Source organism: uncultured Bradyrhizobium sp. (genome assembly GCF_936943645.1).
Classification (GTDB): domain Bacteria; phylum Pseudomonadota; class Alphaproteobacteria; order Rhizobiales; family Xanthobacteraceae; genus Bradyrhizobium.
The window spans coordinates 1-25,201 of record NZ_CAKZJO010000119.1; the positions used below are offsets into that span (position 1 = coordinate 1).

Sequence of the window (25,201 nt, forward strand, 5' to 3'; positions counted from 1 at the left end):
CCGGGATGAGCGATGGATACGACAAAACCGAATTTCGGTAAAGTGGAATATTTTTGAGCGAATGGATTGACAGCGGGCGACACAGGCGCGGTGCCGTAGGGTGGGCAAAGCCGCGCTCTTGCGCGGCGTGCCTACGAATCCTCACCAGTCACACGCAGATCGTGGGCACGGCGCAAGTGCGCCTTTGCCCACCCTGCGAAAGCTCGCAAACTTTCTAATCGGCGGCCGCCTGCGCCGGGGCGATCTTCCCGATCATCGTCTCGATCTCCGCCTTGACGCGGTCCGGCACGGCGTTCTGCACCATGTGGCCGAGATCGGGCAGCACGATCAGCTTCGCATTCTGCACCGTTGCGGCAAACGGGCGGGCGTGGATGCTGGTCCTCACCGTCTTGTCGGGCTCGCCGGCGATGATCGTGACCGGGGCCTTGATCTCGCCATAGCGCGGAGCTTGCGCCGCGACGGCTTCCTTCAGCGTCACCAGATCATAGGCATTGGCGATGAACTCGCGCGGTCGCAGCAATAGCGGCGTCGCGGAATCCTGCACGAAGCCATCGGGCATCGTCTGCGGCAGGAACACGTTGCGCGCACCGGCTTCAGCGACGAAATAGCCGAGCGGCAAGGTGATGGTGTAGGCGAGCAGCGGGCCGATCACTGGCGTCGCGATGATCTCGTTGTAACGGCCGACGCCGCCGCGCCAGGGATGAGTGACGGGCGCGAGCATGACGAGACCGGCGACGCGGGACGGATGATCGAGCGCAATCCGCGCGCCGAGCGCGCCGCTCCAGGAATGCACGACGAAGATCGCACGTTCGATCCCGAGCTTGCCAAGCGCCTCATCGATCATCCGCGCCTGGATCTGCGGCGTCGAATCCTGCCGCCGCGCCCGCGTGCTCCAGCCATGGCCGGGACGATCGACCAGGATGACGCGATGGTTCCTGGCGAGGAGATCACCGAGCGGCCGCCGCATTGCTTCGAGATTGGAGCTCGCGCCGTGCAGCATCACGATCGGCAGGCCGGCATCGCGCGGACCGGGTTCGGCCGCGGGCGGACCGGTTTCGGCCGCGGGCGGACCGGGTTCGGCCGCGCGCGGGCCGATATCGACGACGTGCAGGCTCGCGCCGTCGACCTCGACCATCCCGCCTTGCGGCGGATAGGCGCGCTGAACGGCGACGATTCCGGCCTGCGTGACCAGCGCCAGCAGAACCAGCGCCGTCACGACTGAGATCACGATCATGAAGAGAATCCGGGAGATCCTGGGCACGGGGAAGTTACGAGCCTTGTGTGCGGCAGTTTCGTCCATCAGCTCTTGCCGCCGTCCACCGAAAACGCCGGGGCTGTGGATATGTGCATAATTGCGGAACTCAAAAACCCAATGAAATCAACAATATTCCACACGGGCGCGCAAGCCCCGGACCAGCTTCATGCGGCCGTCATCGCGGCTTCCTTATAATCGCCACGGTCGGTTCCGCCATTTAAGCGCGGGTGGGCGCCGATCCTCCTCGCAACCTCAGGGGCTGGGGAAAGACCGGCAGAACTTGCACTGGTTTGAACCGGAGGATTTTCGATGAGCTTCAGATCGAACGACACTGCGATCGACGAGATCGTGGCGAGCTGCAACGGCGATTTGCGCGGTGCCGTGCGGGCGCTGCTGCTGATCAACGAGCATCTCGAGACGGAGCTGGCCAAGGCCTACGCCGCAGCCGCCGACCGCGGCCTGGTCGAGCGCGGCGGTAGCGCCCTGCATTGAGCCTGCAGTGAACGCGGCTAGTTCGCGCCGTCCTCGTCCTTTTCCTCGTCCGGCGTGAGCGCGGGACAGGCGCGGATCGTCGAACGTGCAAGCTTGGCATCGGCCTTCGACTTGTAGGGACCGTCGCCGAACCAGATATCGCCGATGATGACCGGATTGCTGGTCACGATGTTGCATTTTCCGGTGGCGCGGTTGCCGACCACCCAGAACAGTCCGTCGGCCAAGCTCAGCGTCCCCGACGCGAGCAGCAAGCACCCTGCAAGAATCATTCGCTTCATGGCTTTCGCTCCTGCCATGCAGGTAGGCCTGCGGCAGCGCCGACAATAGTCCTCACGATGCCGCGCCTCCGATCGTGGTTAATCCGAAGCCGCCGCATTCACTCAAGATGATCGCTTCAGGCTAGATGTCGCGCCCTTCGACCTTCTCGGTCAGCGCCTTGACCTGGTCCGGGATCTTTTCGAGATGCGGATTGACGGCGAGCGCCTTGCGATAGGCCTCGAGCGCACGCTTCTCGTTGCCGACCTCCTGCATGATCATGCCGAGGCCCGCGAGCGCGCCGAAATGGCGCGGCTCCCGGATCAGCACCTGCTGGATGTCCGCGAGCGACCGGCCATAGTCGTTCTGCATGTAATAGAGCGTAGCGCGCCGGTTCCAGGCCTCGACGTAGTCGGGCCTGAGCTTGATGACCGAATCCAGCAGCTTGATCGCGACCTCGATCTTCTTCGCATCGACCGCGGTCTTGGCCCGCGCCATCAACAGCGCCGCGGTGTCGCTCGGGGTCTGCAACCAGATCGCCCAGATCCGCGCCTCGACATGCTTGGCGCTGACCTCGTCGGGCGCCGCCTTCAGCGCGCCGAACAGAAAATCGAGATTCTTGGTGCGATCGACCTTGGGCAGCTTGGCCGGCGCCTCCGGCAGCTTCTTCTGCTTGCCCGGCGGCTCAACCTGCTGCGCAACGGCCGGAGCGAGCCCGGCGGTTCCCAGCACGAGGGCCAGACACAGGGTGCGCGGATGAAGGAATCTCACTGCCATGGTGAAAGTCTAAACGCGCAAAGCCGCCCTTGCAAAGCAAAGGCGGCGTCAAACTCGTGTGAGCCAGTGGTCTTGCGGGCGCGCGGGGCGTCCGGCAGGGCGGGATCAGCCGCCCCAGGGATATCAGCCCTGGCGCGCCTTGAAGCGGCGCTGCACCTTGTTGATCACATAGACCCGGCCCTTGCGGCGGACCAGGCGGTTGGCGCGATGGCGACCGCGCAGCGATTTCAGCGAGTTACGGACCTTCATGGCAGAATCCTGAACGTTCGAAAGGCCGTGTTCGGCACTACCGTTTCGGCACGCGCGAATGTGGCAAAATGAGATTTTTCCCGCCGGCGGACGACCGCCCGGGACGGGGCGGTTCTTAAGGCATGGCGGGAGGTCATGTCAATGTTAACCGCCCGGTTCCGAACCGGCAAAATTGCGAAAACAACCCCATGCACAGTAGAAGCGGCCGGATCGGCCCGATTTATCCCAAAGGAAATCAGGACCTTTCGAGGACGCCTTGCCAAATTCGTTATATCATATAATCAATTCGGCAACCCGTCGGGAGGAAACCCATGCCGAAGCTGAAGCTGCCTGATATCGACAAAGTCGTCGCCATCGACATCCACACCCATGCCGAAGAGCCCTGCGGCTGCCATCCCGACGACGGCTATGACGACTTCCAGGCGCAGATGGCCGAATACTTCAAGTCGCCGAACAAGCATCCGCCGACGGTGCCGGAGACCGCGGCCTATTACCGCTCCAAGAACATCGCCGCCGTGATCTTCCCGGTCGATGCCGAACGCGAGACCGGCTTCCGCCGCTACAACAATTACGAGATGATCGAGGCCGCCTCCGACCATCTCGACGTCCTCATTCCCTTCGTCTCGATCGACCCGCACAAGGGCAAGCTGGGCGCGCGCGAGGCGCGCAAGCTGATCGAGGAATACGGCGTGCGCGGCTTCAAATTCCACCCGACCATGCAGGGCTTCTACGCCAACGACCGCATGGCCTATCCGCTCTATGAGGAGATCAACAATGGCGGCGCGATCGCGCTGTTTCACACCGGCCAGACCGGCGTCGGCTCAGGGATGCCCGGCGGCATGGGCATGCGGCTGAAATATTCCAACCCGATGTACATGGACGACGTCGCGGCCGATTTCCCCGACCTCAAGATCATCCTCGCCCACCCCTCCTTCCCCTGGCAGGAAGAGGCGCTGTCGGTCGCGACCCACAAGCCGAACGTCTATATCGACCTCTCCGGCTGGTCGCCGAAATATTTCCCGCCGATCCTGGTGCGCTACATCAACTCGATCCTGCAGGACAAGATGCTGTTCGGCTCGGACTGGCCTGTCATCACGCCGGACCGCTGGCTGTCGGACTTCGCCAAGATCGAGATCCGCGACGAGATCCGGCCGAAGGTGCTGAAGGCGAACGCACGGAAGATTCTGGGGATCTAGCGTTCCCTGTCAACGCAGAGGGCTTCGATCCCAGAGACCGAAGCCCTCACGCGCACTCAGACTTGCGCCCGGCCTCCGTTGAGCACGCATCGCATAGCAAAACACGGTAAACTGACCGCCTCGCTCGGGTGAGCGAGGTATATAGTCCTCCTTCGCAGCACCGGAGGACTGATCGATGCCCATCAACGCCGTCGTGTTCGACGCCTATGGAACGCTCTACGACATCCAGTCGGTTGCAGACATCACCGAGGATGCGTTTCCGGGCTATGGCGAGATCATCACGCAGGTCTGGCGCATCAAGCAGCTCGAATACACCTGGTTGCGCTCGCTGATGCAGGCTTACCAGGACTTTGCCGCCGTCACCCGCGACTCGCTGGCCTATACGCTGCGCATGCTCGGGCTTGATTATGAGAAGGACGCCTTCGAGCGCATCATCGAGAAATACCTGCATCTCGATCTCTATCCGGATGCGACCGCCGCGCTCACCGCGCTGAAGCCGCGCAAGCTTGCCATCCTCTCCAACGGCAGCCCGGACATGCTGAATGCGCTGGTGCGCAACACCGGGCTCGACCGCCTGCTCGACGCCACCATCAGCGTGGACGCGAAGCAGATCTTCAAGCCGAGCCCGGCGGCCTATCAGCTGATCGGCGAAGAGCTCGGCACCGCGCCCGAAGATGTGCTGTTCGTGTCCTCCAATCCCTGGGACGTGGCGGGGGCAAAGTCGTTCGGGCTGAACGTCGCCTGGATCGAGCGGGTGACGCCGGAAGCCATGGCGCTGGCTTGCGTCGAGACCGAACTCGTGGCACCGCTGACCATGTTCAAGGCGATCCGCACCCAGATGGACGAGCTTGGCTTCGCACCGGACCACCGCGTCCGCGCGCTGTCCGAGCTGCCGGGGATTGCCTAGGGATCGCCGCCTGCCCGTGAGCCGCCCGCCCGTGAGAAGTGAATGAGCCTGGAATCCGTTCGCGCCTTCTTCGCCGAGAAAGCCCCCGACATATCAGTCATGGAATCCCCGATCAGCTCGGCGACCGTGACGCTGGCCGCCGAAGCCTATGGCGTCGAGCCCGGCATGATCGCCAAGACGCTGAGCTTGCGCGTCGGCGAACGCGTGATCCTGATCGTGGCCGCCGGCACCTCACGCATGGACAACAAGAAGGTCAAGGCGCAGTTCGGCGGCAAGCCGAAGATGCTGGTGCTGGAGGAGGTCGCCGACATCACCGGCCACGAGGTCGGCGGCGTCTGCCCGTTCGGGCTGAAGGCGCCGCTGCCGGTCTATTGCGACGTGTCGTTGAAGGCCTTCGACGTCGTGGTCCCCGCCGCGGGCTCGACCCACAGCGCGGTGCGCATCACCCCGGATCGCATGGCCGAACTCACATCGGCCGAATGGGTCGATGTCTGCGAGGTCAGGCCGTAAGGCGGCGCCGGCACGATGCCTGATGCATTTGACGGTCAGGGAGGCTAGCATAACGACCATGACCGACGACAAGGTGAAGCGACGACTGACCACGGTGCTGTGCGCCGACGTGTACGGCTATTCTCGTCTCATGGAAGCGGACGAAGCCGGAACGCTGGAAACGCTCCGCCGCCACCGCACGGCCATTGCGCGCCTGGTCGAGCGCCATGACGGCCGCATCGTCAATACCTGGGGCGATGCGATCATCGCCGAGTTCGCCAGCGTCGTCGAGGCCGTGCAATGCGCGGTCGAGATCCAGCACGAAATCTCGAGTCAGGCATCTGACGCATCGCAGGCGAGTCCGATGCAGTTTCGCATCGGCATCAACCTCGGCGACGTCATGGTTGACGGCACCGACATCTATGGCGACGGGGTCAATATCGCATCGCGCCTGCAGGAGCTCGCCGAGCCCGGCGGCGTCGTGATCTCGAGCTCCGTCTACGACCAGGTGCACAACAAGCTGTCCGTCGGCTTCGACTGCCTCGGCCAGCGCCCGCTGAAGAACATCGCGCCCCTGACCAGTTACCGGTTGACCCTGGGTGGCCAAGCAGCCGGGCCCGCCAGCTTCGCGGTCGGGGACAGCGCAACTCCGTTCGAGCGATCGCGGGCTCCGCGGATGGACGACAGGCGCGCGCCATCATCGCCGACGAATGTCGTCTCGGAATGGCTCGCAAGGCTGCCCCGCCCGGTCGCGGCGGCCCTCACGGTGTCGGCCTTCCTGATTCTGATCAACCTCTTCACCAGCAACAGGATCTGGTTCCATTGGCCGGTCGCAGCCATTCTGTTCGGCGTGGTGTTGCGGATGGTGCTCGGACAGCGGCCCGAATCGGACAGCAGGCCGGACCGCTGAACGAGGCGGCACGACCGTAGCCTCGCGCCTATCGCTGCGCAGTCCGGATCATACCCTCGTCAGGGCCTGGTCGTCGTCGGTCTAATCGTCGTTATCGTCATAGGGACGCGGCTGTACCTGCGGAGGCGGCGCATCGTTATAGCGCGGCGGTGGTGCGGCGCGATTGCGCGGGACCTGCTGCTGGGGCGGCATCTGGTTGTTGGACTGGAACACGGCACGACAGCCGCTCGAGAGCTGCGGCGTGTTCTGCCGCAAGCAAGCCGTGATCCGGCTCACGTCGGGGATCTGGTCGCTGCAGAGACGCCAGACGTCCGGCGTGCAGGCCATCTGTTGTTCCATGGTCCCGCGATATTCCTCGGCGAATGCTGCGCCCGGCGCGACGATGCCGCCGATCGCGAGCACGACACCCAGTGCAATCCGCTCTGTTCGCATATCCCGATCCTTCTCGATTCCCACGAATCCTCATCAATTAATGAGGCGGGAGCCGGTTCTGGACCAACAACAAAATGTGAAAATGGCGCGGGAACCTACTCCACCTTGCCGATCTTCTTCACCGCCGCGATCAGCCGCGTGCTGTCGGTCGCGACGAATTGCGCGAAGGCCGGCGCGTCCTGGTAGGCAACGAGGCTGCCCGAGGTTTCGAAGGCCTTGAGCACGTCGGGGCTCTTCATCACCTGCGCCATCGCCTCGCGCAGTCGGGTCGCGATCGGCGCGGGAAGAGAGCTCTGTGCGAACAGCCCGGCCCAGATGTACATCTCGACGTCCTTGTAGCCGAGCTCCTGGAAGGTCGGCACATCAGGGAAGCTCGCGACGCGCTGGGCGCCGCAATTGCCGAGCACGCGCAGCTTGCCGTCGTCGACCTGCGGCTTCAGCGTGCCCGGCGCGGCCGCAATCGCCTGCACGGTCCCGCTGAGCAACGCGGTGAGTGCAGGGCCGGCGCCGCGGAACGGCACATGCAGCAGTTTTATACCGGCGCTGCTTGCGAACATCTCCATCGCCACGTGCAGCGTGCCGTAGGGTCCGGACGAGCCATAGGTGATCTGACCCGGGCGCCTCGATGCGTCCTCGATGAAATCCTGCGCCGTCTTCCACGGTGCGGATGCCGGCACCGCCAGCAGCGTGGGATCGGCGAGCACGCGCGCGATCGGCATGAACTGCGAGACTTCGTAGGCGACAGGACGGTCGAACAGCCGGTCGGCCTCGGGCAGCACCGCGAGCGAGGACAACGTCATCAGCAGCGTGTAACCGTCGGGCTCGGCGCGCGCCGCCGCGGCATTGCCGACCGAGCCGCCGCCGCCGCCGGCGCGGTTGTCGACGATCACGGGCTTGCCGAGAATCCGCTCCAGCGCCATCGCCACCGGACGCGCGGCGAGATCGGCCTGGCCGCCGGCCGGGAACGGCACGATCACAGTGATGTTGCGGGCGGGGTAAAGAGCTTGGGCAAAGCTTGATTGAGAGCAAGCTGCCTGTGCCAGCGGCAGCACGGCAGCGGCCTTCAGGAGTTCGCGGCGGTTCATTGGTTGGTACCTCCCCGATTGTTTTCGTTGTTGGGAGGCAGCCTAGCCGAAATGGATTGTGTTGCGATAGCCGTGCGCTTGCACCCTCCCCGGAGGGGGCCTGGAAGGGGTCGACCGGTTGGCCGGATCGCCTCAACTACTGCGACTGCAACAAGGCAGGCAGGCTCTTGTCGAGGACGTTGCCGAGCAGTTGCCGCGTCGACGCGCGCATCACTGGATTGTTGGCGGCTTCCGGCGGCTCTGGCCACCGCGCCCAATCGATACGCAGCGTCGGCGGCCCTGTCATGAAATTGCTTCCGCTGATCGAGCCTTCGCCGCTCTTCAGAATAGCGAAGCTTTGCCCGTCATGAACGTAGATCCGTATGACCGCGTAGATGTCCGCCATGTTGTACAACGGGCTGCCCTTCATGACACCGATGCCGAAGAATCCACCCTGGCGTATTCCCTTGATCACGACGACATAGCGTTTGCATCCGGCCTGACCGGCAACTTGTCGGACGATGGCGCCGGCCTTGTCGCTGCGAGTGAACATGCCAAGCCCGGGATCGTACGAACTGAATGCGGATTTATCGGCGGCGATCCTGCGGACGACAAAACCGGAGCCGACCGCGGCCCTCACACGCTCGACGACGAGGTCATCGAGCCCGAATCCGTCGACCGGAACCTCCTTGTTCTCGTTGCCGAACACGGTCACGCCGACCTTCTTCACGATGAAGCGATCGCCCAGCAGCGATATCACGCCGACGCACGGTCCTGCAGCTTGCGGCGTGGACCGCGAAGCAGGTGCCGGCTTGGAAAGCGCGTTCTTTGCCGGCTTGGCAACCGTCGCCGGCTGAGTGGTCTGCGCCCGCGCGGGACCGGCCAGGCAGAATGCGAACAGGACGAGGCAAACGAGGCGAAGCATCATGCAGCGGTCGATCGGGTTGTTGGGAAACACGAACAAAAGGCGCGGATATAGACCGCAAAGTCTATGACCGCAACGCGACGACGCCTAGCGTTTCTTCGCCTTGGCAAACTGATTGGTTGAAAACTTCATCAGCGGCAATGAGGCAGCGGCGCGCAAGAGATCGCGTCGATCCATGATGGTGCCTCCCCCTCATTCTTCTTTGTTCCGCTGCCAGCCTAGCGTGCCGGGCAGCAAGAACAAGACGTTAACGAAGAGTTAGCCATGTCCGGCCGCCCTAGGAACGCATGCCCGCACTCGCTGTTGCCCTCTCGAGGGAGTGAGTGATGCGAAGTCCTGCGAACATCGATGTCGCCCTGGACGAGATGCTGGTGAATCTCGCAGCGATCGTCCTGCGGCTTTCAAAGCCCGAATTGACGCGAACACCGGAAGCGCGGCGCGCCCTGGCGCAATCCGTCCATCAATACGGCCGGTGCGCGGCACGCTCGCGCGACCCGCGCGTGCACGAATTGAAGACGCAGTTGGAAGGCACGCTGAAGCCGAGCTTGCGTATCGTTGCCGTCGACGGCGTGAAGGTGGCGTAGTCCCCAAGCACGCCGATAGCGAGACACTGGCGATCCCTCTCGGGCGAAGACGTGGGCACGCTTCGCTTTGCCCACCCTACGATGGTTTGCATAGACGACAGACTAGCGAGATCTCGTAGGGTGGGCAAAGGCGCGCTCTTCGCGCGCCGTGCCCACGATCACTCGCCGAATTGCCCCGGGATCTCCTGCACATCCCCTCCCCAGTCCAAGGGAAGAGTGCCCTTCTCCACGTAGCGATGAAAGCTGCTGCTAGGCCAATCGCGCACACGTGGGACGAGGCCGTGCTTCACGGGGTTGAAATGGATGTAATCAACATGCCGCTCCAGGTCCGCGTCGTCGCAAATAGCGTGCTCCCAGTAGCGCCGCTGCCAGATGCCTTTCTCACGCTTTTTCAATTTGCTCATTGAAGGCGGTGCAGCATCCAAGCCACGCGAAAACCCGCCTTTGATCAAATTCCAGCGCGATGAAAAGTCGAGGTCGCCGTCCGGCAGCGTCCAGATCACGTGCAGGTGGTCTGGCAAGATGCAGATGGCGACCGTCTCGAACGGGCGGCGTTGCCGGACATTTCGGTAGATTCGTCTCAGGCGATCAACTTCATCAACCAGCAGCCTGCTCGACCGGTCAGCGAGCACGACGGTGAAGAAGAACGTGTTGCCTTGCGCACGCCGATAGCGAGACACTGGCGATCCCTCTCGGGCAAAGACGTGGGCACGCTTCGCTTTGCCCACCCTACGATGGTTTGCATAGACGACAGACTAGCGCGATCTCGTAGGGTGGGCAAAGGCGCGCTCTTCGCGCGCTGTGCCCACGATCACTCGCCGAACTGCCCTGCGCGCGCCGATATCGAGACACTTGCGATCCCCTCAGGCGAAGACGTGGGCACGCTGCGCTTTGCCCACCCTACGGCAGCTTGCGCGGACGATGGACTAGTCTTGTAAGGTGGGCAAAGCGCAGCGTGCCCACCAAGTCGCTAATTGGTTTTGCCAGCTTTCTTCGGCCGCCGCTTGCATGTGCCCGGCAGCTTGGCGGCGAGGAAATCGCCGAGGGCTTCCACGCGCGCGGGACGTGGGCCGCCGGGGGGCGTCACCAGGTGCACGGCGCCTTCGGCCTGCTTCCAGTCCTTCAGGATCACTTCGACGGCGCCCGATGAAATCGCTTCGCCCACGATGAATTCAGGCAGCTCGGCAATGCCGAGGCCTGCGACCAATGACGGCATCACGGCTTCGCCGTTGTTGACGCGAAGCTGGCCGCCGGGGCGGACGCTGGCCTGCTCGCCGGCGGAGTTGGTGTAGTGCCAGACGTTGGGCGTCGACATGTAGGCGTAAGCGAAGCATTTGTGCTCGGCCAGATGCATCGGATGGGTCGGGCGACCATGCTTCTTCAGGTATGACGGCGCGGCCACCGTGAAGCGCGGCATGGTGAACAGGCGCCGCGCGATCAGCGAGGAGTCCGGGAGCCGCGCGATGCGCACGGCCATGTCAAACCCTTCGCCGATCAGGTCGACCGTCGCATCGCTCAAATGCAGATCGACCGAGACTTCCGGATAGGCCTCGAAGAATTCCGGCAGCAGTGGCGCCACTGCCTTGATGCCGAACGTCATGGGCACGGCGAGCCGCACCAGGCCGCGCGGTGCCACCGACTGCGCCAGCGCCTCGTTCTCCGCCGCCTCGCCGTCGGCGAGCAGGCGCGTGGCGCGGTCGGCGAGCTTGTGGCCGGCATCGGTCAGCGCCAGCCGGCGCGAGGTGCGGTTGAACAGCCGTGCACCGAGCCGCTCTTCCAGCCGCGTGACCGCCTTGGACACGGTCGCCTTGGACATCGTCAGCTCGCTGGCGGCGCCGGCGAACGACCGCAATTCCACGACTTTTGCGAAAATCGCGAGCGCCTCGAAATCGGGGAGTTTGGCCATGGATCGATCCCGCCTGAGTTCATTTTAGGAAACAATGCGTTTCAACAGTTTCTATTTCTATACCACAGGCGGAGGCATATCCAAGGGGTCATCAGGAATTCAGGACACGGAGAAATCCAATGACCAAGAAACTCTCAGGCAAGGTTGCCCTCGTCACCGGCGGTTCGCGCGGCATCGGCGCGGCAAGCGCCCGCGCTCTCGCCGACGAAGGCGCTGATGTCGCCATCAGCTACGTTGCTTCGCCGGACAAGGCCGAAGCGATCGTCACCGAGCTGAAGGCCAGGGGCGTCAAGGCGCGCGCCTTCAAGGCCGACCAGGCGTCAGCCAAGGACGTCACGCAACTGGTCAATGACGTCGCCAGGGAATTCGGCCATCTCGACATCCTCGTCAACAATGCCGGCGTCGCCAATGGCGGCGCAATCGACGATGCCAATGCCGACACCGAAGCGCTGGTCCGCCAGGACCAGGTCAACGTGCATGGCGTGATCGCGGCGATCCGCGCCGCCTCGCAATTGATGGGTGAAGGCGGCCGCATCATCACCGTCGGCTCGATGCTCGCAGACCGCGCCTCGTTCCCCGGCCTTGCCGACTACGTCGCCACCAAGGCCGCCGTGGTCGGCTACACCAAGGGCGCGGCGCGCGACCTCGGCCCGCGCGGCATCACCGTCAACGTGGTGCAGCCCGGCTCGATCGACACCGACATGAACCCGAAGGACGGCGGCGAGTTTGCCGAGACCCAGCGCAAGCAGCACGCGCTGCAGCGCTTCGGCCGCCCCGAGGAAGTCGCCGCCGGCGTCGTGTTCCTCGCAAGTCCGCAAGCCTCCTTCGTCACCGGCACCGTGCTCAACGTCGACGGCGGGTTCGGCGCCTGATCGAGGCGCCTCCCCTCTTCCAACACTGGGAATAACGCAAATGATCGAACTCAGACCTTTCGACAAGCTCGGCGGCGCCGACCATGGCTGGCTCAAGGCCAAGCACCACTTCTCCTTCGCCAGCCATTATAATCCGAACAACATGGGCCATGGCTCTTTAAGGGTGTGGAACGACGACGAGATCGCGCCGAACACGGGCTTCCCCGCCCATCCCCACGCCAACATGGAAATCATCACCTATGTGCGCGAGGGCGCGATCACGCATCAGGACAGCCTCGGCAACGAAGGCCGGACCGAAGCGGGCGACGTGCAGGTGATGAGCGCCGGCAGCGGCATCCGCCACTCCGAGTACAATCTGGAACCGACGAAGACGCGGATCTTCCAGATCTGGATCGAGCCGACGACGCGCGGCGGACAGCCGACCTGGGGCTCGAAGCCCTTTCCCAAGGCGGATCGCTCCGGCAAGCTCGTCACCATCGCAAGCGGAATCGAAGGCGACACCGACGCGCTGCCGATTCGCGCCGACGCACGCGTGCTCGCGACGACGCTGAAGGCCGGCGAGAGTGCCGAGTACGCGCCGCAGACCTCGCGGCATCTCTACCTCGTGCCCGCGGCAGGCGCGGTCGAGATCAACGGCGTGCGCGTCAATGCCCGCGACGGCGCTGCGATCCGCGACGAGAGCACGCTGAAGATCACGGCGCTGGAAGACAGCGAGCTCGTGCTCGTCGACGCGGCGTAGGCGGCACAAGAACTCGTCATGCCCGGGCTTGCCCCGGGCATCCATCACCTTCGCAAGGAGCTTTCTGAAGCGCGATGGGTTGCCGGGTCAAGCCCGGCAACGACAGCAACTCAACTCGTCACCCAACGGAGACCACCATGACCAAAGTTCTCGTTCTCTATTATTCCGCCTATGGCCACATCGAGGCGATGGCCAATGCCGTTGCCGAAGGCGCGCGCGAGGCCGGCGCCACCGTCGACATCAAGCGCGTGCCCGAGCTGGTGCCCGCCGAGGTCGCCAAGGCCTCCTATTACAAGGTCGATCAGGCCGCGCCGATCGCGAAAATCGAGGATCTCGCCAATTACGATGCGATCATCGTCGGCACCGGCACCCGCTTTGGCCGCATGGCCTCGCAGATGGCGAACTTTCTGGACCAGGCCGGCGGGCTCTGGGCCAGGGGCGCGCTGCACGGCAAGGTCGGCGGCGCCTTCACGTCGACCGCGACCCAGCATGGCGGCCAGGAGACGACGCTGTTCTCCGTCATCACCAACCTCCTGCATTTCGGCATGGTGATCGTCGGCATGAACTACGGCTTTGCCGGCCAGATGAAGCTCGACGAGGTCACCGGCGGCGCGCCCTACGGTGCCACCACGATCACCGGCGGCGACGGCAGCCGCCAGCCCAGCGCCAACGAGCTCGCCGGTGCGCGCTATCAGGGCCGCCAGATCGCGGAGACCGCCAAGAAGCTGCATGGCTAAGCTTCATGGCTCAGCTTCATGGCTGATCGACAAGACCGATGCGTCGCGGCATTCCCGTTCGGGAATGCCGCTTCAACGTATCCCCTTGCCCATGGCGCGCGCCGCAAGGGCGGCAGCCGCTGGATAGCGGCGCAGGCCCTGCGCGGCGTGATCGCGCCAGGCGAAGGGCAAGCCCCGCCAGGACAGCGCGACGCTGACGTCGGTCAGCGGCACCCGCTCGGCGCCGAAGCGCCGCTTGTAATCCTGATTGCCGATGCTGAGGTCGAAACGGCGCACGCCCTGTGCATGCAGCGCCGCCATGGTTCGCTCGATGATAAGCCGTCCAGGGGAACAGCTCGACCATGAATCGCCTGCGTGACTGATGCGCAGCAGGTAGTAAGTCGCACCGTGCGTGACGCCGAACGACGTGCCGACGATGCCCTCGTCGCAGACCAGCGCCGAAACGACGGCATAGCCTTCGGCAATGCCCTGGCAGGCGACCTCGCGATAGAATCGCGCATGCGCCGCATCGTTGAGGACGAACGGCGAGCCGAGCTCTCGCATGCGAGCCTGCTGCTGGACATCCATCACGTCCATCAGTTCATGCGCACGCGCGACATCGGCGGCGATCTCGAACCGAGCGCCTTCATGGCGGCTGAAGACGCGCCAGCTGCGCGGCATCTGCATGCGCTTGATCGACGCCTGATAGTCCGCGTAGTCGTCGCCCATCAGCACGAGATTGCCGTTGAGCGAGGAGGATCCGACACGCCCGAGCGACACCAGCGGATTTGGCTTGCCGCCGACCTGGGCCGGCATCTTCCTGAGGCGCAGCAGATCGAAGCGGTCCGGCAAGGCGCGCAACGCCGCGACCAGCGCCCTGCTGACCGCCTGAGCTGCCGCCGCGTCCAATGCGGCATCGACCGCGAGGATCGGCGCATTGTTGTCGGAGACACCGAGATCGGCGAATTCGACGATGCGGATGCCGCGCCTGACATGGCTGATCATCGGCACCACCGCGATGTCCCTGCCGGTGGCGGCGTCGGAGATCACCGCAATCAACGGTGCGACGTCGCCGAACGCCTGGTACCAGGCATCGAGCCAGTATCCATGCTGGAAAGCGGTGCGATGCCCGGCGCTCAGGCGCGAGGCAGCATCGCGCCAGTCGCGCACGAAATCGATCGCGATGTCCGAGGTGGCGGACACGACACCATCCAGTTGCTCGACGCTGAGAAACGTCATCGGCGGGGCATACGATTACTGAATGTTTCGGGATAGGTCATGTTTTGTCGCAGACCGGCTTATCGTTAAGCCATTGCCACGACGGACAGCCTCGGATGCGAACGCATTCATGGCGCCGGTTCCGTTTGCGCGACACATTGGAACCTGGCCAGGAAATGCAGACCCGCCGCGGCCAGGGCAAACATGAACCAGATCGGATTTTGCCGTTCGAGCAGGAAGGTCTCGGTCGCTCCATAATAAAGGCCGAACAGCCACACGGTCAGGAACAGCTTGGCGAGCGCGCCGCTGTGGCTGTGCGTCTGGGCCGACTGGAAATTGCGAAGCGGGGCGAGAACGAAGACGAGGATCACGAGCAGCAGGCCCGGCAGGCCGATGGTGACCGCGAGGTCGAGATAGCTGTTGTGGCTGTGCGCCGCCGAGGTCGCCCATTCGGCGCCTTGCGCCGTCTGCCGCGCCGTGACGTCGTCCCAGAAGGCCGCATAGCCGTGGCCGATGATCGGCTTCTCGGCGACGGCCGCGAGCGCGAACTCCCAGATGTCGGAACGGCCCGTGAAGGTGGGATCGAGCGGAAGCAGCCGCGTGATGGCACCGAGCGCGGGGCTCATGACACTGCCGACCGTCAGCAGGTTCATCACGATCAACGGCACGAAGCAGATGACCCGCTTCAGCCACAGCCTTGGCGTGACATAGACCAGCGAGGCCAGCGCGTAGACCGCGAGGCACAGCACAGTCGAGGTCTTGCCGCCGGTGAAGATCAGGAAGATGCCGGCGAGCGCTGCGATCGCCGGCCCCATCACGAAGGAGCCGACGGCGCAAAGGTAGATGCCGACATAGACCAGGATCGTCATCACGGGCGAGGCGATGTTCTTGTGGCCGAAGCTGCCGCGCCAATCGCCGGCGAGCTGCGGCTCGGTGATGTCGAGTGCGGTGTGGATCGCATAATGCGGCGCGAGGAAGACGCCGAGATAGCACAGCACGAGCAGCACCAGCGCGGCGGCACCCAGGCACTGATTGAAGCTGCGCTGCGACGGCGGCAGCAACGGCAGCAGCACGGCGAGCGAGGTCACGCTGGCGGCGAGCACGAACCGCTGTATCGAAACGCCTCGACTCTCTGAGAGCACGATGTTGAGCACCAGCCAGCCCATGAGACAGAGATGCAGCGGCGTCACCAGGCTCTTCAGCGCGGGCGCATCGGTGCCGGCAACGAGCAACACCGCGACCGCGGCCAGAAGGCCCCAGGAAATATAGGTCAGCGCCATTCGCCCGCCAACGACGGCGGTGACATCGGGATTGCGCAGGTCTGGAAACGGATCGAGCGTCACCAGCACCAGCAGCAGGGCCGCGACGGCGACGAGGCAGCGTGCGGCCTGCACGGCATTCAGCTCCGCCAGCCCATCACGCAGCACGCGGCCCAACGATCGGGCCTCGAGGTCGGTCATGTCGGCGGCGCTGCGGTCCATGGCTCAGGTCATCTGATGACGCCGGCGAAGCTCGACGTCCTGGCTGCTGCCTGCCAGACGTTCGTCACCGGGTCTGCCGGAGGTCTGCGCCGCCGGCGGCTGCATGATGCTCCGCGCGATCTCGTAATATTGCAGTGCCCGTTGCTCGAGCGTGAGGTTGTCCAGGATATAGCCGCGCGGATCGAACGCACCCGCCGCACACCCGGTCCAGAAGTCGTCCCAGCCTGCCTCGAAGCCGGCGATGTCGGTGAACCTGGCGCCGCAGCGATCGTCCCAATACGGCACCGACGACACCGGCGCGAACTGCACACGGTGCGGATAGTAATCGGGGTCCCGCCATGGCCCGCCCGGATCCCAGGCGAAGACAGGCACGCCGCAGGACAAGGCCTGCTGATAGGCGATGCCCTGGCTCTCGTTCTGGCACAGGAAGATCATCGCGCGCGAAGCCGCCAGCGCGGCCTGAAACTCTTCTTCCTTGTAGCTGCCGTAACGCAGCTCCGCGAACGAACGGCCCTCCCTCGTCAACCGGGCGCGGACGGGCTCGATCAACTCCGGTGCGAAGCGTTCGCGGTCCCAATGGACCTTGTCGTAGATCAGCACGTCGACGCTCTTCTGGTCGGCGCGCGTCGGCGTCCAGAGATCGGTGTCGATGCCGATCGGCCAGGCCTCGGTGTCGGGCCAATGCGGCCGGTACATGTCGACATACCAGGGACCGGGCACCACGACCTTCTTCACCGGCAGACGCTTGAACAGATCGGGGTCGTCGAGCGGATGATTGTGGGCGGCGACGCCGAGCAGGATCGGGTTCTTCCACGCAAACTTGTCGAGCAGGAAGGTGCGGCCGATGATGCAGGCGAGCTCGTCGGGATGCTGCGCGATGTAGCCGTAATCGTTGACGCGATAGCGGATGCCGAGCCGGTCGAGCCCCGCACAGAGATTGAGGAACACGCGAAGCTGTCCGCTCATGCGCGGCTCGCCGAGCAGCAGGCGGCGCGCCATGCGCCGCAGATGCCGGTCGCCTGGAAACCAGCGATCGTCCTTGTCCTCGTAGAAGAGGTTGAGGATCATCGCATCGGGGTCGTGTTCGAACGTCTTTGCGGGCACTGGATCCATCCGCGGCAACCTGATGCGCATTCTCGCATGAGACAGGCTGCCGCTCTCTTCGAAATTTGCCACAGGCTTAATGCCAGCGGCTTAACGCTATTTGACGAAACCGGCGCCGCGATGGCCTTCACGGCAACCATTCGCATGCGATGCGAGTATCATCCGCGCGCAATCAGGGCCACGATCGCGCGCATTTTCAGCGCGGCGGATGCGTCCTGGTTAACAGATCATTAAAGGCGAGCAGTAGCGTGATCACCGCCGAAGACGTTCTCGAATTGCCGGCCACCTCCCGCGTGGGGCCGGCAACACGTCTGCCGCTGCCGGCGACGGCGGTCCCGCTCGTATCCGTCGTCATTCCCGCCAAGAACGTCGCGGCCTATATCGGCGAAACCCTCGCCAGCGCGCTCGCACAGAGCGAGGTCGGCGAGGTGATCGTGGTGGACGATGGTTCCGCCGACGACACCACCGCGATCGTCCGCGCCGTTCGCGATCCGCGTCTGCGCCTGCTGACGAATGATGGCGCCGGCGTGTCGGCGGCGCGCAATCTCGGCGCGCGATATGCCAGCGCCGAATGGCTGCTGTTCCTCGATGCCGACGACCGGCTCCGCCCCGGCGCCGTGGCCGCCCTGCTGACCGCCGCACGCGGTGCACCGCGCGCGGTTCTGGTCTATGGCGACTACAACACGATCGACAGCGAAGGGCGCCAGATCGGCCGACGCGGCCTTTTGAAAGGGCGCAAGAAGCCGTCCGGCGACGTGCTGACGCGGCTTGCCGCCGGCAATTTCATCGTCAATGGCGGCATCGCTCTCGCACGCGCTGAAGCTTTCCGGGCCATCGGCGGCTTCGATACGTCCTTGAGGTATTGCGAGGACTGGCACTGCTGGTGCCGCCTGGCGGCGATCGGCGAATTCGAGTTCGCGCCAAAGCTGTTGCTCGATTATCGTCTGCACACCGCCAACACCATGAACGCCGCGGTCCGCACGCCGACGGATTTCTTCCCGGCGATCGCGCGGGTGTTCGACGACGGCCTGATCCTGGCGCGATTGCCCGAGCGCATGACGGCCGGGCTGCGCCTTGCCGCCGAGATTCATCTCGTCACCTATTCGGCGATGCAGGCGGTGCGCTTCGGCAGGTATCGCGACGCCTTCTCTTATCTCGCCATGATCGGCCGACGCTCGCTCAAGGCGTTGCCGCGCGCTGCGGCCAGGACCGCCCTCGCCCGCCTCGGCATCTAGCCCGTCGCGACTGGGTCAGGACACGATCTTGGAGGCCTCATAAGGCCTCGGCTCGATCCCGAATGCCGCGAGCAGCGAGCCGAACGCGACCAGCACCGGATGCATCGCGACGACAGCCTTCGACGACGTCAGCAGGCCGGCCGCGCGAACCAGCGACAGCGGCAGCCGTCCCAGCATCTGCGTGAACACCCGTGCCCGCGCCGCCGCACTCCGCGCCGCCTTGTATTGCACCCGATAATTGATCGCGCCGATGCGCAGGCCGCGCTTTGCGATCCAGCCGAGGCTGGTGCGGCTTTGCGGCACGGTCTCGGTGATCACGGCCTCGGCCGTCCAGTGGAACAGCATGCCGGCGTCGCGGCACCGGACGAAGAAATCGCAATCGCCGCCGCCGAGGAAATTGAAACGGAGATCGAACGCGGGACGGTCGAACCGCTCGAAGGCCGCGCGCGTGATCAGGCAATTGCCGCAGCCATAGATCAGCGGCACCGCGCCCGAATAGTCGTAGGCCGGGCAAAAGGCGGGATGACGCGACAGCCACGGCTTGCTGTCGTCCTCGAACACGGGCAGCACCGGCCCGCCGACCACGTCGGCGCCGGTCGCCTCCGCGGTGCGGACCATCAGTTCGAGCCAGTCGGGCGAGGCGATCTCGTCGTCGTCGATCATCAGGAAGCGGGTCGCGGCGGGAAACAGCGCCTGCGCCGTCTCGAACGCGGCGTTGATCGCCTGGCAATTGCCCTGCCGCTTCTCGACCAGGCAGACGCCCTGCAACCTGCCCTCGGCCAGGAATTCGGCGGCGACCGGCGCGCTCTCGCGCTGCACGGCATCGTTCTCGACCATGACGACGGCAAAGGAGCGCGGGGTGCGCTGGTTGGCCAGCGAGTCCAGCGTCAGCCGAAGGTGCTGCGGACGACGAAAGCAGGGAATGCAGACGACGATGCCGACCGACAGGTCGATGACGCGCGAGCTCGCCGCGATCTCCCGGTTGGGATCGCGCACGGCGTCCGAGATCCGCGTGGCGGACAGCTCTGTCGGGATCAATGTCATGACGTCTTAGATGTCCGAGATATGTTGAAAAAGCCCTGCTTCGACCCATCGTCCCGCAACAGTACATCGCCGCGGGACAGATGCGTCCCAAAATGAACGGTCGATCGAGGCGCGCGCACCTGCACTTCGCACCGATCCTCCGATCGTCCTGAAACAAACTCCATGCGTTTAACCGCTTTCGCGTGTTTTTGCCGCGAAATCATGCGCGCGTGGTACTGCAATTCGCGGTCCATGCGGCGACAACGGCCCAACATGAACAATGCCGTAGTTAATGCGTGTGCGCATTAACCCGACCGTAAGCACTGTTACCGGTGAGACCGCGCGGCATCGGATTTGCTCTTCGGGCAGGCGAGTTTTTTCCTGTAAATTTGATTAGAACAAGCGCGGTCAGAGAAAATGAACAAGCCAGCCACGATCGATTTCGCAACAGCCACGGCGATCCGGATTCCCGCAGGGCCCGTCCAGGCGCTGCACGATCTCGTCCCCGGCGAAGCGCGCGACAGCCTGCTCGCCGTTCACGACGTGCTGCGCCGCGAGCTGCCGAGCGACCAGCTCGCCATCTACGAAGCCGGCGGGGGTTCGTGCAGCGTGCTGCCGCCGGAATTGCTTGGTCGCAGCAAGGTCACGGTCGTCGACATCGACGAGGACCAGGTTCGCAACAACACCTACGCGGACGAGGCCATCCTCGGCGACGTGCAGACCTATCGTTTCGGCCGCGAGACCTTCGATCTCGTGATCTGCTACAACGTGATCGAGCATCTGCCCCATGTCGACGCCGCGCTGCTGAATTTCCGCGATGCGCTCAAGCGCGGCGGCATGATCCTGATCGGCGCCCCCAATCCCCGCTCGCTGTCGGGCGTCGTCACCAAATACTCGCCGCACTGGTTTCACGTCTGGTTCTACCGGCACGTCCGCGGCATCAAGGACGCCGGCCTGCCCGGCGAGCCGCCGTTCCCGACCTTCTTTCATCCGCTGGTGACGCTGCCCCGGCTCGAAGCCTTCGCCGCTGCCAACGGCCTCGAGATGATCTACCGGCGCGAGGTCGAGAGTCCGCGCTATCCCGAGATGCGCCGGCGCAAGCCGCTGTTCGCGGCCCTCGTCGATGCCGGCGCCGCCCTGCTGAACACCATGCTGTCGCGCGGCACCGACGTCCGCCGCGGCGACTATCACGTCATCCTGCGGAAGAGCTGACCGTCATGGCACGCGCGCGGCCCATCACGGACCAGGCGGAGCCTCGCAGCCGCACCGCGCGCGGTAACGAACCGTTAATTCCTTGGGACCCGGCGCATCGGCGTCACGCGGACACACCGCTTCGTGCGAAGCGCTTAAACGCTTTGTTTGCCATTTCGGTGAATAGTCCCCTAGTGAGTATGGTTAATTTTCCCTGTTGCGTTGATTGCGCCCCTATATCTCCGGGGCATGGCGTAGAGCGAAGAGTAACCCCTCAGCCTGCGGCAGTTGGAATGAAAGCTGGGGATCATGCTTGACTATAGCCAGCCGATAGATCGGACCAGATCCGAGCCCCCGCAACAGAGATCCCAGGCCGGCTTCAACGTGCTGGAGCTCGCCAATCTGATTTGGCGGCGCAAGATCGCGATTGCCGCGGCCGCGCTGCTCGGCGCAACGCTCGCCGTCACCATCGGCAAGAGCATGACGCCCCGCTACACCGCCACCGCCCAGCTCTATGTCGACCCGCGCGAGCTTCAACTCGTCGACCGCGAGCTCACGCCGCGCGCGCAGGACGTCTCCGGCATGTCGATGGTGGTGGAGAGCCAGGCGCGCCTGATCACCTCCAACAGCGTGCTGCTCCAGGTCATCCAGCAGGCGGGCCTCGACAAGGATCCGGAATTCGGCGGCGGCGGAAGCGCCAGCCCGATGTCGTCGCTGCTCGGACTGATCGGTCTTCAACCTGCCGCGCCCTCCGCTGCGGAAAAGAAGGAAGTGCAGCTCGCGGCGCTCGACGCGCTGAACCGCCACATCACCATCCGCAAGACCGAGAAGAGCTTCATTGTCGACATCGAGGTCTGGTCGACCGATCCGGCCAAGGCGGCGATGCTCGCCAACACGCTGACCAGCGCCTATCTCGCCGAATCCCGCAACTCGCAGGCTTCGGCGGCACGGCGCGCCACCAACGATCTCTCCGGCCGCCTCAAGGAGCTGCGCGAGCGGCTGCGCAGCGCCGAGACGGCGCTCGCCACCTACAAGGCCCAGAACAATTTCGTCGGCACCCAGGACGCGCTGATCAGCGACCAGCAGCTTTCCGCCAGCAACCAGCGTCTTTCCGCAGCCCGCGCGGCGACGATGGACGCGCAGGCGCGGCTCGACCAGATCGAGGCGAGCCGGCGTACCGCCGCCGATGCCGGCGCGATTCCCGAAGCGCTGCAATCGCCGACCATCGCGAATTTGCGCGCGCAATATGCCGATGCCCGCAAGAAATACGCCGAGCAGGCCGGCGAGCTCGGGCCGCGCCATCCGGCGCTGCGCCAGACCGAGAAGCAGGTCGAGGATCTCAAGCGCACCATCAGCGAGGAGATCGACCGCTTCGCCCAGTCGGCGAAGAACGATCTGACGCGCGCGCGGGACTTCGAGGCCTCGCTCAACCGGGCGCTGGAAGCGCAGAAGCGGCAGAGCGTCCAGCTCAGCCAGGCAGCCGTGCGCCTGCGTGAGCTCGAACGCGAGGCCGATGCCAGCCGCGACGTCTACCAATCCTTCCTCAAGCGCTCGCGCGAGACCGAGGAGCAGGAGACGCTGAACACCTCGGCGGCCCGCGTCATCGGCGAGGCCACGGTGCCGCAGCGGCGCTCGTTCCCACCGGCGATGAGCATGTTCGCCATGATCGGCTTCATCTTCGGCGCGCTCGCTGCCGCAGGCTGGTTTGTCGCGGCCGAGCTCCTGTCCGCCGGCGCGACTGCACCGGTCCCCGCCCTCGCCCGCCGTGAGCGCAAGCCGGCGCCGGAGAAGATCCGCGCTCCCGAGATCCAGCCCGCTGCGGAAGCGCCGCGGCCGCAGCAGGCTTCGGAGCTTGCGGAAACGACGCAGGCGCTGCCCGAACTCGCCGCGCCGTCGCTGCAGCCTGCGATGGTCGAAAAGCCACTGATCGAAAAGCCCTTGATCGCGCGGCTTCAGGAGGCCGACGTCATCCATACGCTCGGCGCCATTCTTGCCACCGGCGGCGGTGTCGACCTGACACGGCTGGGCTGGCCGACCTTGCGGCCGGGCTTTCCCCTGACGAAGCTGCTCAACGTCTGGCGCGACATGCGCGCTGCCGTGGATCGGCGCGCCGAAGGCAAGGCGATGCCCGTCGTTGCCCTCGTCGGTGCCGGCGAGACCACCGGGCGCAGCGTGAGCGCGCTGAATTTCGCGCTCGCGGCCGCACGCGACGGCGCCCGCGTACTGATGATCGATGCCGACCATCAGGCCCACGCGCTCTCGAACAAGATTAGCCGCCCCGGCAAGAGCGAGCCGAGCAAGCTCGGCTGGCTCTCGATCGGCAGCAAGGCCGCGCGCGAGATCAAGACGGTCAACGGCATTTCGGTGCTGCCCGCCGGCGAGGGTGATGCCGGCAAGGCCACCGATGCGATCCGCAAGGCGATTGCTCAGGCACGGGCGGCGGGGGGCTATGACCTCGTCGTGCTCGACGGTCCCGCAATGCCGCTTGTTGCCGGCAGCCGCAAGCTGCTCGATGCGCAGCCGCTGCCGCCCGAGTTGCTGCCTTTGCGGCGCAAAGTGGCGCGGTTCGCGCAGCGGCCGGAGCAGGATTTCGTGCAGGCCATGGTGACGCGCTACGACCCCGGCGTCCCCATCGGCTGGCACCGCGACCGGCCCCAGTTCGAGGTGATCGCCGGCGTATCGCTGCTGGCGCCGGCGCCGCTGCGCCTGCGGCTGCGTGAAGGCGGGCGCTGGCGGCGCTGCACCCGGGAGGTGGCGCCACGCTCGGCCTATCTGCTGCAAGGCGAGGCGCGCACGGCTTGGGAGCACAGCATTCCGCCGCTGCCGGCGCTGCGCTGCTCCATCACCTTCCGCACGCTGGCCGCGGCGGGCGGCAGCAGAGGATTGCGACGAAAGGATTAAGCGGCGGCGCTTGTTCGCGGCCTGGGCATCGTGGACACTGGCCGCGCGTCGCCGCCCCCACCAGTTGTTGCCGCCATCGAAGGAGCGAGTTCATGAGCAAGGGATCCGATCTGCTGGTCCAGGCCCTGGAGAACGAAGGCGTCGATCGCATCTTCGGCATTCCCGGCGAGGAGAACCTCGACGTGGTCGAGTCGTTGCGCGGCTCGAAGATCGAGCTGGTGCTGACGCGCCACGAGCAGGCTGCCTCGTTCATGGCGGCGACCCACGGACGCCTCACCGGCCGTCCCGGCGTGTGCCTGGCCACGCTCGGCCCCGGCGCGCTCAACTTCACCACCGGCGCCGCCTACGCCCATCTCGGCGCCATGCCGATGCTGATGCTCACCGGCCAGAAGCCGATCAAGCACGCGCGCCAGGCGCGCTTCCAGATCGTCGACATCGTCGGCACCATGCGGCCGCTGACCAAGATGACGCGCCAGATCATCTCCGCCGCCAGCATCCCGACCATGGTGCGCGACGCCTTCCGCATCGCCATGGAGGAGCGGCCCGGGCCGGTGCACCTGGAGCTGCCGGAGGACATCGCCGCCGAGCAGGGCGAGGCCGAGCTGGTGCCGATTCACCGCATCGACCGGCCGGTGCCGCCGGCGGAGGCGGTGGAGCGCGTGGCGGAGATGATTCTGCAGGCCAGGTGCCCGCTGATCATGATCGGCGCCGGCGGCAACCGGCCGCGCCTGGTCGAGCCGCTCTCCGACTTCGTGCGCCGCGCGCGCATCCCGTTCTTCAACACGCAGATGGGCAAGGGCGCCGTCACCGGCAGCTCCGACCTGTACATGGGCACCGCCGCGCTGTCCGAGCGCGACTACGTGCACGACGCCATCGACTGCGCCGACCTGATCGTCGCCATCGGCCACGACACGGTGGAGAAGCCGCCGTTCCTGATGGGCGGCGTGCATCGCAAGCGCAAGGTGGTCTACGTCGGCTTCCAGCCGGCCAACGTCGAGCAGGTGTTCTTCCCCGACGCCGAGCTGATCGGCGACATCGGCGCCAGCGTCACGGCGCTGGCGCAGCGCCTGGAAGGCAAGATCAGGACCGGCGCCGACATGCTGGCGCTGCGCGAGAAGATCCTGGCGCACATCAACGAGGAGTCGGAGTCCAGCCGCTTCCCGGTGATCCCGCAGCGGCTGGTGCGCGACGTGCGCGCGGTGATGCCGGAGAAAGGCATCGTCTGCCTCGACAATGGCATGTACAAGATCTGGTTCGCGCGCAACTACCGCACCCGCGTC

General features: G+C 65.2%; 26 protein-coding genes. 13 read left to right on the plus strand and 13 right to left on the minus strand.

What is annotated here, in order from left to right; genetic code table 11:
• Window positions 1-214: 214 nt before the first annotated feature.
• On the minus strand, window positions 215-1,234 hold the full coding sequence (locus Q0743_RS34115) for an alpha/beta hydrolase (RefSeq protein ID WP_298245788.1): 1,020 nt from the start codon (window positions 1,232-1,234) through the stop codon (window positions 215-217).
• 330 nt (window positions 1,235-1,564) lie between these two features.
• On the opposite strand from Q0743_RS34115, the gene Q0743_RS34120 reads away from it, so the two are divergent.
• Window positions 1,565-1,747, plus strand: coding sequence for a hypothetical protein (locus Q0743_RS34120; protein WP_097657477.1), 183 nt, complete (start codon window positions 1,565-1,567; stop codon window positions 1,745-1,747).
• Between the two features lie 17 nt (window positions 1,748-1,764).
• Here Q0743_RS34120 and Q0743_RS34125 read toward each other — a convergent pair whose 3' ends face one another.
• The 3 genes from Q0743_RS34125 to ykgO form a co-directional block, all read right to left on the minus strand.
• Window positions 1,765-2,025, minus strand: a complete 261-nt coding sequence (locus Q0743_RS34125; protein WP_298245789.1) for a hypothetical protein — start codon at window positions 2,023-2,025, stop codon at window positions 1,765-1,767.
• 121 nt (window positions 2,026-2,146) lie between these two features.
• Window positions 2,147-2,779, minus strand: a complete 633-nt coding sequence (locus Q0743_RS34130; protein ID WP_298245790.1) for a tetratricopeptide repeat protein — start codon at window positions 2,777-2,779, stop codon at window positions 2,147-2,149.
• A gap of 123 nt (window positions 2,780-2,902) precedes the next feature.
• Window positions 2,903-3,028, minus strand: coding sequence for a type B 50S ribosomal protein L36 (gene ykgO, locus Q0743_RS34135; RefSeq protein WP_006611362.1), 126 nt, complete (start codon window positions 3,026-3,028; stop codon window positions 2,903-2,905).
• A 311-nt stretch (window positions 3,029-3,339) separates the two neighbouring features.
• Between ykgO and Q0743_RS34140 the strand changes: the two genes are divergently transcribed.
• From Q0743_RS34140 to Q0743_RS34155, 4 genes are all read left to right on the plus strand, one after another.
• Window positions 3,340-4,224: an amidohydrolase family protein gene (locus tag Q0743_RS34140; RefSeq protein WP_063197425.1), complete on the plus strand. Its 885-nt coding sequence runs from the start codon at window positions 3,340-3,342 to the stop codon at window positions 4,222-4,224.
• 175 nt (window positions 4,225-4,399) lie between these two features.
• Window positions 4,400-5,131, plus strand: coding sequence for a haloacid dehalogenase type II (locus tag Q0743_RS34145; RefSeq protein WP_298245791.1), 732 nt, complete (start codon window positions 4,400-4,402; stop codon window positions 5,129-5,131).
• 42 nt (window positions 5,132-5,173) lie between these two features.
• The gene (locus tag Q0743_RS34150; protein WP_298245792.1) at window positions 5,174-5,641 is read left to right on the plus strand and encodes a YbaK/EbsC family protein; all 468 of its coding nucleotides are present in this window, start codon (window positions 5,174-5,176) and stop codon (window positions 5,639-5,641) included.
• 58 nt (window positions 5,642-5,699) lie between these two features.
• Window positions 5,700-6,530, plus strand: a complete 831-nt coding sequence (locus Q0743_RS34155; RefSeq protein ID WP_298245793.1) for an adenylate/guanylate cyclase domain-containing protein — start codon at window positions 5,700-5,702, stop codon at window positions 6,528-6,530.
• An 81-nt stretch (window positions 6,531-6,611) separates the two neighbouring features.
• On the opposite strand, the gene Q0743_RS34160 is transcribed toward Q0743_RS34155, so the two are convergent.
• The 3 genes from Q0743_RS34160 to Q0743_RS34170 form a co-directional block, all read right to left on the minus strand.
• Window positions 6,612-6,962 (minus strand): hypothetical protein, encoded by a 351-nt coding sequence (locus Q0743_RS34160; RefSeq protein ID WP_298245794.1) that lies wholly within the window; start codon window positions 6,960-6,962, stop codon window positions 6,612-6,614.
• A 95-nt stretch (window positions 6,963-7,057) separates the two neighbouring features.
• Window positions 7,058-8,047, minus strand: coding sequence for a tripartite tricarboxylate transporter substrate binding protein (locus tag Q0743_RS34165; RefSeq protein ID WP_298245795.1), 990 nt, complete (start codon window positions 8,045-8,047; stop codon window positions 7,058-7,060).
• Window positions 8,048-8,183: 136 nt separating this feature from the next.
• Window positions 8,184-8,786 (minus strand): hypothetical protein, encoded by a 603-nt coding sequence (locus tag Q0743_RS34170; protein ID WP_298245796.1) that lies wholly within the window; start codon window positions 8,784-8,786, stop codon window positions 8,184-8,186.
• A gap of 491 nt (window positions 8,787-9,277) precedes the next feature.
• Between Q0743_RS34170 and Q0743_RS34175 the strand changes: the two genes are divergently transcribed.
• On the plus strand, window positions 9,278-9,535 hold the full coding sequence (locus Q0743_RS34175) for a hypothetical protein (RefSeq protein WP_298245797.1): 258 nt from the start codon (window positions 9,278-9,280) through the stop codon (window positions 9,533-9,535).
• A 158-nt stretch (window positions 9,536-9,693) separates the two neighbouring features.
• Here Q0743_RS34175 and Q0743_RS34180 read toward each other — a convergent pair whose 3' ends face one another.
• Together Q0743_RS34180 and Q0743_RS34185 are read right to left on the minus strand one after the other, a co-directional pair.
• Window positions 9,694-10,215 (minus strand): transposase, encoded by a 522-nt coding sequence (locus tag Q0743_RS34180; protein ID WP_298245798.1) that lies wholly within the window; start codon window positions 10,213-10,215, stop codon window positions 9,694-9,696.
• Between the two features lie 290 nt (window positions 10,216-10,505).
• Entirely contained in the window at window positions 10,506-11,441 is a 936-nt protein-coding gene (locus Q0743_RS34185) for a LysR family transcriptional regulator (protein WP_298245799.1), read from the minus strand.
• A 119-nt stretch (window positions 11,442-11,560) separates the two neighbouring features.
• Here Q0743_RS34185 and Q0743_RS34190 point away from each other — a divergent pair, with 119 nt between their 5' ends.
• From Q0743_RS34190 to wrbA, 3 genes are all read left to right on the plus strand, one after another.
• Window positions 11,561-12,313, plus strand: a complete 753-nt coding sequence (locus Q0743_RS34190) for an SDR family oxidoreductase (RefSeq protein ID WP_298245800.1) — start codon at window positions 11,561-11,563, stop codon at window positions 12,311-12,313.
• A gap of 40 nt (window positions 12,314-12,353) precedes the next feature.
• Window positions 12,354-13,052 (plus strand): pirin family protein, encoded by a 699-nt coding sequence (locus tag Q0743_RS34195; protein WP_298245801.1) that lies wholly within the window; start codon window positions 12,354-12,356, stop codon window positions 13,050-13,052.
• 137 nt (window positions 13,053-13,189) lie between these two features.
• Window positions 13,190-13,789: an NAD(P)H:quinone oxidoreductase gene (wrbA, locus tag Q0743_RS34200; RefSeq protein ID WP_298245802.1), complete on the plus strand. Its 600-nt coding sequence runs from the start codon at window positions 13,190-13,192 to the stop codon at window positions 13,787-13,789.
• A 72-nt stretch (window positions 13,790-13,861) separates the two neighbouring features.
• Here wrbA and Q0743_RS34205 read toward each other — a convergent pair whose 3' ends face one another.
• The 3 genes from Q0743_RS34205 to Q0743_RS34215 form a co-directional block, all read right to left on the minus strand.
• On the minus strand, window positions 13,862-15,007 hold the full coding sequence (locus Q0743_RS34205; protein WP_298245803.1) for a GNAT family N-acetyltransferase: 1,146 nt from the start codon (window positions 15,005-15,007) through the stop codon (window positions 13,862-13,864).
• 107 nt (window positions 15,008-15,114) lie between these two features.
• Entirely contained in the window at window positions 15,115-16,467 is a 1,353-nt protein-coding gene (locus Q0743_RS34210) for an O-antigen ligase (RefSeq protein ID WP_298245804.1), read from the minus strand.
• A gap of 3 nt (window positions 16,468-16,470) precedes the next feature.
• The gene (locus tag Q0743_RS34215) at window positions 16,471-17,571 is read right to left on the minus strand and encodes a glycosyltransferase family 1 protein (protein ID WP_298245805.1); all 1,101 of its coding nucleotides are present in this window, start codon (window positions 17,569-17,571) and stop codon (window positions 16,471-16,473) included.
• Between the two features lie 248 nt (window positions 17,572-17,819).
• On the opposite strand from Q0743_RS34215, the gene Q0743_RS34220 reads away from it, so the two are divergent.
• Window positions 17,820-18,806 carry a glycosyltransferase gene (locus Q0743_RS34220; RefSeq protein WP_298245806.1) on the plus strand — a complete coding sequence of 329 codons (987 nt, stop codon included), beginning with the start codon at window positions 17,820-17,822 and terminating at the stop codon, window positions 18,804-18,806.
• 15 nt (window positions 18,807-18,821) lie between these two features.
• On the opposite strand, the gene Q0743_RS34225 is transcribed toward Q0743_RS34220, so the two are convergent.
• A complete protein-coding gene (locus tag Q0743_RS34225) occupies window positions 18,822-19,850 on the minus strand; it encodes a glycosyltransferase family 2 protein (protein ID WP_298245807.1) in 1,029 nt (342 codons plus the stop codon).
• A 396-nt stretch (window positions 19,851-20,246) separates the two neighbouring features.
• Between Q0743_RS34225 and Q0743_RS34230 the strand changes: the two genes are divergently transcribed.
• The 3 genes from Q0743_RS34230 to Q0743_RS34240 all read left to right on the plus strand — a co-directional run.
• Window positions 20,247-21,041, plus strand: coding sequence for a methyltransferase (locus Q0743_RS34230; RefSeq protein WP_298245808.1), 795 nt, complete (start codon window positions 20,247-20,249; stop codon window positions 21,039-21,041).
• A gap of 288 nt (window positions 21,042-21,329) precedes the next feature.
• On the plus strand, window positions 21,330-23,921 hold the full coding sequence (locus tag Q0743_RS34235) for a Wzz/FepE/Etk N-terminal domain-containing protein (protein ID WP_298245809.1): 2,592 nt from the start codon (window positions 21,330-21,332) through the stop codon (window positions 23,919-23,921).
• Between the two features lie 92 nt (window positions 23,922-24,013).
• On the plus strand, window positions 24,014-25,201 hold a 1,188-nt coding region (locus tag Q0743_RS34240), incomplete at its 3' end, for an acetolactate synthase large subunit (RefSeq protein WP_298245810.1).